We start from the raw sequence: 7503 nt of genomic DNA, 5'->3' as shown, positions 1-7503 counted from the left end.
CTCGCGCAGTACTTCGACGAGCTCACCGGCGCGAGCGAAGACGAGGTGCGCAGCGCGAAGGCGGATGTCGTGGCCGAGGCCCTGCGCCGGCTGCGGCTGCGCGGCGACGACCTCTCGCGTCCCGTCATGGTCGGCGACCGGTCGCACGACGTGCACGGAGCGGCCGCGCACGACGTGCCGACGATCTACGTCGAGTGGGGCTACGGAGCCCCCGAGGAGACCGCGGGCACCGTCGCCGTCGTCTCGACCGCCGACGAGTTGCTCGTGGAGCTCGGGTTGTCGGGGCCGTAGTTGTGTCGCGTTAGTTGCACATTGCTCCGTCTTCCGGCGACATTCTGCAACTCACGACAGGCGACGTGTCCTCCAGTTGCAGAATGCACGCGGAGGACGGAGCAATGTGCAACTAACCCGACAAAACCTTCACCGCGCCAGACGCTCGACGGCCGACGCGAAGACGCCCGGGAATCGCGCGGCGACGGGCACGACGGCACCGCGCAGGGGGGAGCCGGCGAGCCGCACGAGGGCGCCCGTGAGCCGCCGGAAGTCGCGGGTCTCGTCGGCCCACGCCCGCTCGTACGACCCGGGGTCGTCGTCGACGATCGCGGCCACGGCGGCCCGAGCCTGCCCGAACCCGATCCGAAGCCCCTCCCCCGTGAGGGCGTCGACGTAGCCGGAGGCGTCGCCGACGAGCAGCACGCGACCCGCCGTGCGGCGACGCGTCACCTGCCGCAACGGCCCCGCCCCGCGGAGCTCGGATGCCGGTGCGGCCCCGGCGAGACGCTCGGCGAGCGCGGGCGCGGCCGCGAGCGCCTCCTCGAAGTGCACCCCGCGCCGGGCGAGCAGCGCGACCCCCACGGTGTCGGGTGCGACCGGGGTGACGTAGAACTCGCCGCGGGGCGTCCACAGCACCTCGACGTACTCCGACCCCGGCGCGACCGCGTAGTGCCGGCGCTGCCCGAACCGGCGGCGCACCCGCGGCGTCGGACGGACGAGTCCGGCTTCCCGGGCGACCGCCGAGTGCAGTCCGTCGGCGCCGACCAGCCACGACGCGCGCACGTCCGCCGCCGTGACGACTCCCGCGCGCTGCGTGAACGACTCGACCCGGGCATCCACGAAGTCCGCTCCGAGCGACTCCGCCCGCACCCGCAGCGCCGTATGCAGCACGGTGCGTCGCACCCCGCGCCCCGCACCACCGGAGAACCGGTGCTCGACGCGGCGGCGACCGTCGAGGTAGGCGATCCCGTGGAATGGCATCCCGTGCGGGTCGATCCCGAGGCGCGCGAGTGCGGGCAGCGCCCCCGGCATGAGGCCTTCGCCACACGCCTTGTCGATCGCTCCCCCACGCGGCTCGGCGACGACGACGTCGAGTCCCGCGAGCCGCGCCTCGATCGCGACGGCGAGCCCGATCGGGCCGCCTCCGGCGACGAGCACGCGGGTGTCGGTCGTCACGCCGGGGCCGCGGCCTTCAGCGCCCGCTCCTCGGCGGGGATGCGGAATCCGAGCAAGAGCACGGCGTTGAGCACCGTGAAGACGAGCGCGGTGATCCACGCCGAGTGCACGAGCGGCAGTGCGACACCCTCGATCGCGACGATCCAGTAGTTGGGATGCCGCAGCCACTCCCAGCGGTACAGCCCGCGCCGCGAGAGCGGCAGGCCGGGCACGACGATGACGCGCGTGTTCCACTGGCGGCCGAGCGACCAGATGACGGCGTAACGGCCGACCTGGCAGAGCAGGGCGATCACGAGCATGGTCCAGCCGAGACCCGGGATGAAGGGTCGCCCGAGCAGCCACACCTCGGCGATCGCCCCGAGGAGGAGCCCCGTGTGCAGCGTCACCATCGCGGGGAAGTGTCCGCGGCCCGACTCGACGCCGCCCTGCGCGAAGGCCCACGCCGCGTTGCGTTTCGAGATGACGAGCTCGACGACCCGTTCGACCCCGGTCGCGAGCACGAAGACCGTGAACCAGACGGCGGTGATCAGGATCATGCGGCCTCCGCCCACTTCAGCAGCACGTACTCGCTCGTCACACCCGGGCCGAGGGCGAAGAGCACCCCGTGCGTGCCGGGCGGCTGATCGAGCATGTCGGACAGCACGTGGAGCACCGATGACGACGACATGTTGCCGACGGCGTCCAGGGATTTCCACGACGCCGCGAGGTCGGACCGGTGGAGGTCGAGGCCCCGCTCGAACGCCTCGAGCACGCGCGGGCCGCCCGGATGCGCGATCCAGGCGCCCACGGCATCCCGCGTCACGCCGTTCGCGGCGAGCAGCCCGGCGACGTCGGCGGCGATGTTCGCGTCGATCGTGTCGGACACCGCCGCAGTGAGCAGGATGCGGAAGCCCGTGCCGCCGATGTCCCAGCCGATGACGCTTTCGCTGTCGGGGTAGAGCTCGGAGCGGGTACCGAGGATGTCGGGGCCGGGCAGTCCGAGCTCGCGCGCCCGGTCGGCGCCCGCGACCACGACGGCGGCCGCCCCGTCGCCGAACAGTCCCGAGGCGACGAAGTTGGCGACCGAGTCGTCGCCGTGCTGGAGGGTCAGCGAGCAGAGCTCGACCGACACGAGCAACGCGATCTCACCGGGATGCCCGAGCAGGTAGTCGTGCACGCGCGCGAGTCCTGCGGCGCCCGCGACGCAGCCGAGGCCGAACGAGGGCACCCGCTTGATGTCCCCCCGCAGCCCCAGGGCGGGAACGAGCCGCGCGTCGATCGACGGTGCCGCGATGCCCGTCACGGAGGTGAAGAACAGGTAGTCGACATCCTCTGCCGACAGCCCCGTGCGGGTGAGGGCGTCCGCGACGGCGCGCGCGGCGAGTGCGGTGCCTTCGCGGATCCAGATGTCGTTGGCGTCGCCGAAGGAGCGCAGGTCGCGGTACTGCTCGATCGGCAGCACGGTGTGCCGGGTGCCGATGCCGCTCGCCGCGTGGAACCGCTCCATGACGGCGCGCTTCGTCGCGTCGTGGGTGATGAGGCCCGACAGCTCGGCTGTGATCTCGGCCTGGGCGTACGCGTGCTCGGGCAACGCGGGCGCGACGGCCACGATGCGGGACATGTCCGGACCGTACCACCGGCGGGTCCGTCGTCCCGGGGGCTTGCAGCGAACCCTCACTGAGCCGACCGAACCCCGCGTGCCGGGGTCATCGACGTCAGTGAGGGTTCAGTGGCGAATCAGGAGGAGGAGACGGGCACCTCGCGCTGCTCGGGTCCGACGTACTGCGAGAGCGGGCGGATGAGCGCGTTGGCCTCGAGCTGCTCGCGGATGTGGGCCGTCCACCCCGTCACGCGCGCCGCGACGAAGAGCGGCGTGAACAGCTCGGTCTCGAAACCGATGAGGTGATATGCCGGCCCCGACGGGTAGTCGAGGTTGGGCTTGATGCCCTTCCGCTCGTCCATCGCCTGCTCGAGGGTCGCGTAGAGCTCGGCGAGGTCGGGGCGGTCGTACTCTTCGACGAGCGTGTCGAGCGCCGCCTTCATCGTCGGCACACGCGAGTCGCCGTTCTTGTAGACGCGGTGCCCGAAGCCCATGATCTTGCGCTTCTCGACGAGCGCCGAGTCGAGCCACTCGACGGCGTGGTCGGCCGAGCCGATCTCGTCGAAGACGTGCATGACCGCCTCGTTGGCGCCGCCGTGCAGCGGGCCCTTGAGCGCGCCGATCGCCGCGACGACCGCCGAGTAGAGGTCGGCGAGCGTCGACGTGACGACCCGCGCGGTGAACGTGGACGCGTTGAACGAGTGCTCGGCGTACAGGATCATCGACACGTCGAACGCCGACACGACGACGAGGTCGGGCAGCTGGCCGAAGGTCATGTGCAGGAAGTTCGCCGAGTAGCCGAGGTCGTCGCGCGGCTCCACGAGGTCCTCGCCGCGACGGCGTCGTTGGATGTAGGCGACGATCGACGGCAGCTGCGCGAAGAGCGTGATCGCCTTGTCGAGGTTCGCCTCGGGACTCGAGTCGGCGGCGTGCGGGTCGGCGGCGCCGAGCGCGCTCACCGCCGTGCGCACGACATCCATCGGGTGGGCGTCGACGGGGAGCAGGTCGATCGCCTCCTTCGCCACCGACGGGAGGTGCCGACGCGAGCGCTCGAGGCGCTCGAAACCTTCGAGCTGGCCGGGGTCGGGGAGTTCGCCCTTCCACAGCAGGTAGGCGACCTCCTCGAAGGTGCAGTTCGCCGCCAGGTCTTGCACCGGGTAGCCGCGGTAGAGCAGCGAGTTGGTCTCGGGGTTGACCTTCGAGACGGAGGTCGTGTCGACGACGACGCCGGCGAGTCCCTTGCGGATGTCACTGTCGGTCATGTCAGCTCCTGTTGGTCGAGAGGTCGAAGGTGAAGACGTTCGAGTCGAATTCACCGTACGCGGCGTAGTCGACGAGTTCGTAGAGTCGCGCGCGGGTCTGCATCTCGGGCACCACCCCGGCGAGGCTGCCGGACGCGGCGAGCGCATCGAGCCCGCGCTCGATCGCGCCCATCGCGATGCGCTGCAGCGACACGGGGAAGATCACCATGTTCACGCCGACATCCTGCAGCTGTTGCACGGTGAAGAGGTCGCTCTTGCCGAACTCCGTCATGTTGGCCAGGATCGGCACGTCGACGGCCTTCCGCATCGCCTCGAACTCGCCGAGGTCGGCCATCGCCTCGGCGAAGATCGCGTCGGCTCCGGCATCCTGCAGCGCCTTCGCGCGATCGAGCGCCGCGGTGAGCCCGTCGACGCCGCGGATGTCGGTGCGCGCCATGATCACGAAGCCCGGGTCCCGGCGCGCGGCGACGGCGGCCCGGATGCGCTTGACCGCCGTGGACTCGTCGACGACGTCCTTCCCGTCGAGGTGGCCGCAGCGCTTCGGGTTGACCTGATCCTCGAGGTGCACCCCGGCGACGCCGGCATCCTCGAGCAGCTGCACCGTGCGCGCGACGTTCATCGGCTCGCCGAACCCCGTGTCGCCGTCGATGAGCGTCGGCAGGTCGGTGTTGCGGGAGATCTGCGACCCGCGCTGCGCGACCTCGGTGAGGGTCGTGAGCCCGATGTCGGGCAGTCCGAGCTCGTTCGCCATGACGGCGCCCGAGATGTAGACGCCCTCGAATCCCTTCTCCTGGATGAGTCGGGCGGAGAGGGGCGTGAACGCGCCGGGGAAGCGCTGGATGGTGCCGCTCGCGAGTCCGGCGCGAAAGGCCTGACGCTTCTCGGCCGGGGTGACGTGGGTATGCAGCATCAGAAGAGGCCCTTCGGCGGGGTCGGCAGACCGGTCGCGTGCACGTTGAGGGCGGCCACCTCGACCGCCGAGAGCTCGGGCAGGCGCTCCGCGAGGCCGAGGAACCGATCCACCTCGGCGTCCGCCAACACGCCCTCGGCGAGGGTGCGGAACTTGTGGATGTACTGCTTCCGCGCGAACGGCCGAGCGCCGAGCGGGTGGGCGTCGGCGACGGCGATCTCGTCGACGATGCGCGACCCGTCGGCGAGGTCGATCTCGACGCGGCCGCCGAACGCCTTCTCCGCGAGGTCGTTCGAGTGGTACCGGCGGGTCCACTCCGGGTCCTCTACGGTCGACACCTTGTGCCACAGCGCGACGGTGTCTTCACGGGAGGCGCGCGCCGGCAGATAGGAGTCGACGTGGTGCCACGTGCCGTCCTGCAGGGCGACGGCGAAGATGTACGGGATCGAGTGGTCGAGCGTCTCCCGGCTCGCCGTGGGGTCGAACTTCTGCGGGTCGTTCGCGCCCGAGCCGATCACGTAGTGCGTGTGGTGGCTCGTGTGCAGCACGATGCGCGTCACGTTCGCCGGGTCGCGCAGCTCGGGATGCCGTGCCCCGAGGTCGCGCGCGAGGTCGATCCACGCCTGCGCCTGGTACTCGGCGGAATGCTCCTTCGTGTAGGTGTCGAGGATCGCGCGCTTCGCCTCGCCCGCCTCCGGCAGCGGCACCTCGTAGCGACCCTCGGGTCCGTCGAGCAGCCACGCGATGACGCCGTCCTCGCCCTCCCAGATCGGGCTCGGGCTGGTCTGGCCGCGCATCGCCCGGTCGACCGCCTCGACGGCCATCTTCCCGGCGAAGGCCGGGGCGTAGGCCTTCCAGGTGGAGATCTCGCCCTTGCGCGACTGGCGCGTGGCGGTCGTCGTGTGCAGCGCCTGCGACACGGCCTGATAGATCACCGCGGGGTCGAGCCCGAGCAGGGTGCCGATGCCGGCGGCGGCCGACGGGCCGAGGTGGGCGACATGGTCGATCTTGTGCTTGTGCAGCGAGATCGCCTTCACGAGGTCGACCTGGATCTCGTACCCGGTCGCGATGCCGCGCACGAGCGCCGCTCCGTCCGCACCGGTGTGCTGCGCCACCGCGAGGATCGGCGGGATGTTGTCACCGGGATGCGAGTAGTCCGCCGCGAGGAAGGTGTCGTGGTAGTCGAGCTCGCGCACGGCGACCCCGTTCGCGAACGCCGCCCACTCCGGGCTGAACTTCCCGTCGACGCCGAAGACGGTCGAGCCGGCGCCGGTCTTCGTGACGGGGTGGGCCTCCGCCTGCCCGCGGGCGGCGACCGCCGGGGCGCGACCGATCGACGCGACCGCGACGGCGGCGTTGTCGATGACGCGGTTGACGATCATCTCGGCGACCTCGGGCTCGACGGCGACCGGATCGGCGGCGACCTGCGCCACCTTCCAGGCGAGCTGATCCTCCTTCGCGAGATTCTCGTCGGAGCGGTAGGTGCGGAGCGGGTGGAGCTTCATGCGGTGCCTTTCTGAGCGTCGCGGGGCGACAGGGTCGCGAGGATGGTGGTGAGGGATGCCTTGAGGTGCACCGTCGTCGCCGAGGCGGCGAGCGCGGCATCCCCGTCGCGGATGGCGGCGCAGATGAGCCGGTGCTCCTCGGCGGAGCGCACGAGCCGCTCGGGGTCGTCGCTCGCGAGGCGGCGGGCGCGGGCGAGGTGCAGCCGTACGCCGTCGAGGGCGCCGCGGTAGACGGCGTTGCCCAGTGCGGCGTCGAGGGCGGCGTCGAACTCGGCGACGAGCGAGTAGTACGCGTCGACGCCGGCGTCGCGCAGCAGGGCGGGGGCGGCCGCGAAGCGCTCGACGAGTTCGTCGAAGACGGCCGGGTCGCAGCGCCGCGCTGCGAGGCGTGCGGCCTGGGTCTCGAGCGCCTCACGCAGCTCGAAGAGTGCGGTGATGCTCTCCGCCGATACGGCGGAGACGACGCCGGTGCGCCCGCGCGTCGTGTCGACCAGTCCCTCGAGCGCGAGGCGGGCGAGGGCGGCGCGGAGCGGGGTGCGGGAGACGCCGAGTTTCTCGGCCAGTTCGACCTCGGAGAGCGCGGTGCCGGCCGCCAGCCGACCGGTGAGGATGTCCTCTCTCAGCCGGGCGTAGGCCTTGTCGGATGCGCGCACACGACGACGTTACGCCTCATTTGTATACAGAACAAGGCTTTGGATGCCCGTCACGGCATCCGAGAGCCTGTTCCGTATCCAGAACCCGATGTCGCCGGAGTTGCAGAATCACCCCGGACGACGGAGCAATGTGCAACTAAGTCGA

8 protein-coding genes are annotated in these 7503 nt (G+C 71.1%); 1 reads left to right on the top strand and 7 read right to left on the bottom strand.

The window, feature by feature from the left end; translation table 11 throughout:
* A partial coding sequence (locus ACO1X9_RS08295) for an HAD hydrolase-like protein (protein ID WP_486350351.1) occupies positions 1 to 291 on the top strand: 291 nt, incomplete at its 5' end.
* A 129-nt stretch (positions 292 to 420) separates the two neighbouring features.
* Here the strand turns inward: ACO1X9_RS08295 and ACO1X9_RS08290 are convergent.
* The 7 genes from ACO1X9_RS08290 to ACO1X9_RS08260 form a co-directional block, all read right to left on the bottom strand.
* Complete coding sequence (locus ACO1X9_RS08290) at positions 421 to 1449, bottom strand: NAD(P)/FAD-dependent oxidoreductase (protein WP_486350350.1); 1029 nt, start codon at positions 1447 to 1449, stop codon at positions 421 to 423.
* Positions 1446 to 1985 (bottom strand): isoprenylcysteine carboxyl methyltransferase family protein, encoded by a 540-nt coding sequence (locus ACO1X9_RS08285; RefSeq protein ID WP_486350349.1) that lies wholly within the window; start codon positions 1983 to 1985, stop codon positions 1446 to 1448. The genes ACO1X9_RS08290 and ACO1X9_RS08285 overlap by 4 nt, the downstream gene beginning before the upstream one ends.
* Entirely contained in the window at positions 1982 to 3049 is a 1068-nt protein-coding gene (locus ACO1X9_RS08280; protein ID WP_486350348.1) for a type III polyketide synthase, read from the bottom strand. Before ACO1X9_RS08280 ends, ACO1X9_RS08285 begins: the two co-directional genes overlap by 4 nt.
* Before the next feature lie 116 nt (positions 3050 to 3165).
* A complete protein-coding gene (locus ACO1X9_RS08275) occupies positions 3166 to 4290 on the bottom strand; it encodes a bifunctional 2-methylcitrate synthase/citrate synthase (RefSeq protein WP_486350347.1) in 1125 nt (374 codons plus the stop codon).
* A 1-nt stretch (position 4291) separates the two neighbouring features.
* Positions 4292 to 5200: a methylisocitrate lyase gene (prpB, locus tag ACO1X9_RS08270; RefSeq protein ID WP_486350346.1), complete on the bottom strand. Its 909-nt coding sequence runs from the start codon at positions 5198 to 5200 to the stop codon at positions 4292 to 4294.
* Positions 5200 to 6705, bottom strand: coding sequence for an MmgE/PrpD family protein (locus tag ACO1X9_RS08265; protein WP_486350345.1), 1506 nt, complete (start codon positions 6703 to 6705; stop codon positions 5200 to 5202). Before ACO1X9_RS08265 ends, prpB begins: the two co-directional genes overlap by 1 nt.
* A complete protein-coding gene (locus ACO1X9_RS08260) occupies positions 6702 to 7358 on the bottom strand; it encodes a GntR family transcriptional regulator (RefSeq protein ID WP_486350344.1) in 657 nt (218 codons plus the stop codon). Before ACO1X9_RS08260 ends, ACO1X9_RS08265 begins: the two co-directional genes overlap by 4 nt.
* Positions 7359 to 7503 lie beyond the last annotated feature (145 nt).

It is taken from the genome of Pseudolysinimonas sp., assembly GCF_057350545.1.
Note: the sequence above shows the minus strand (reverse complement) of the source record. Positions and strands in the feature narration are given on the sequence as shown.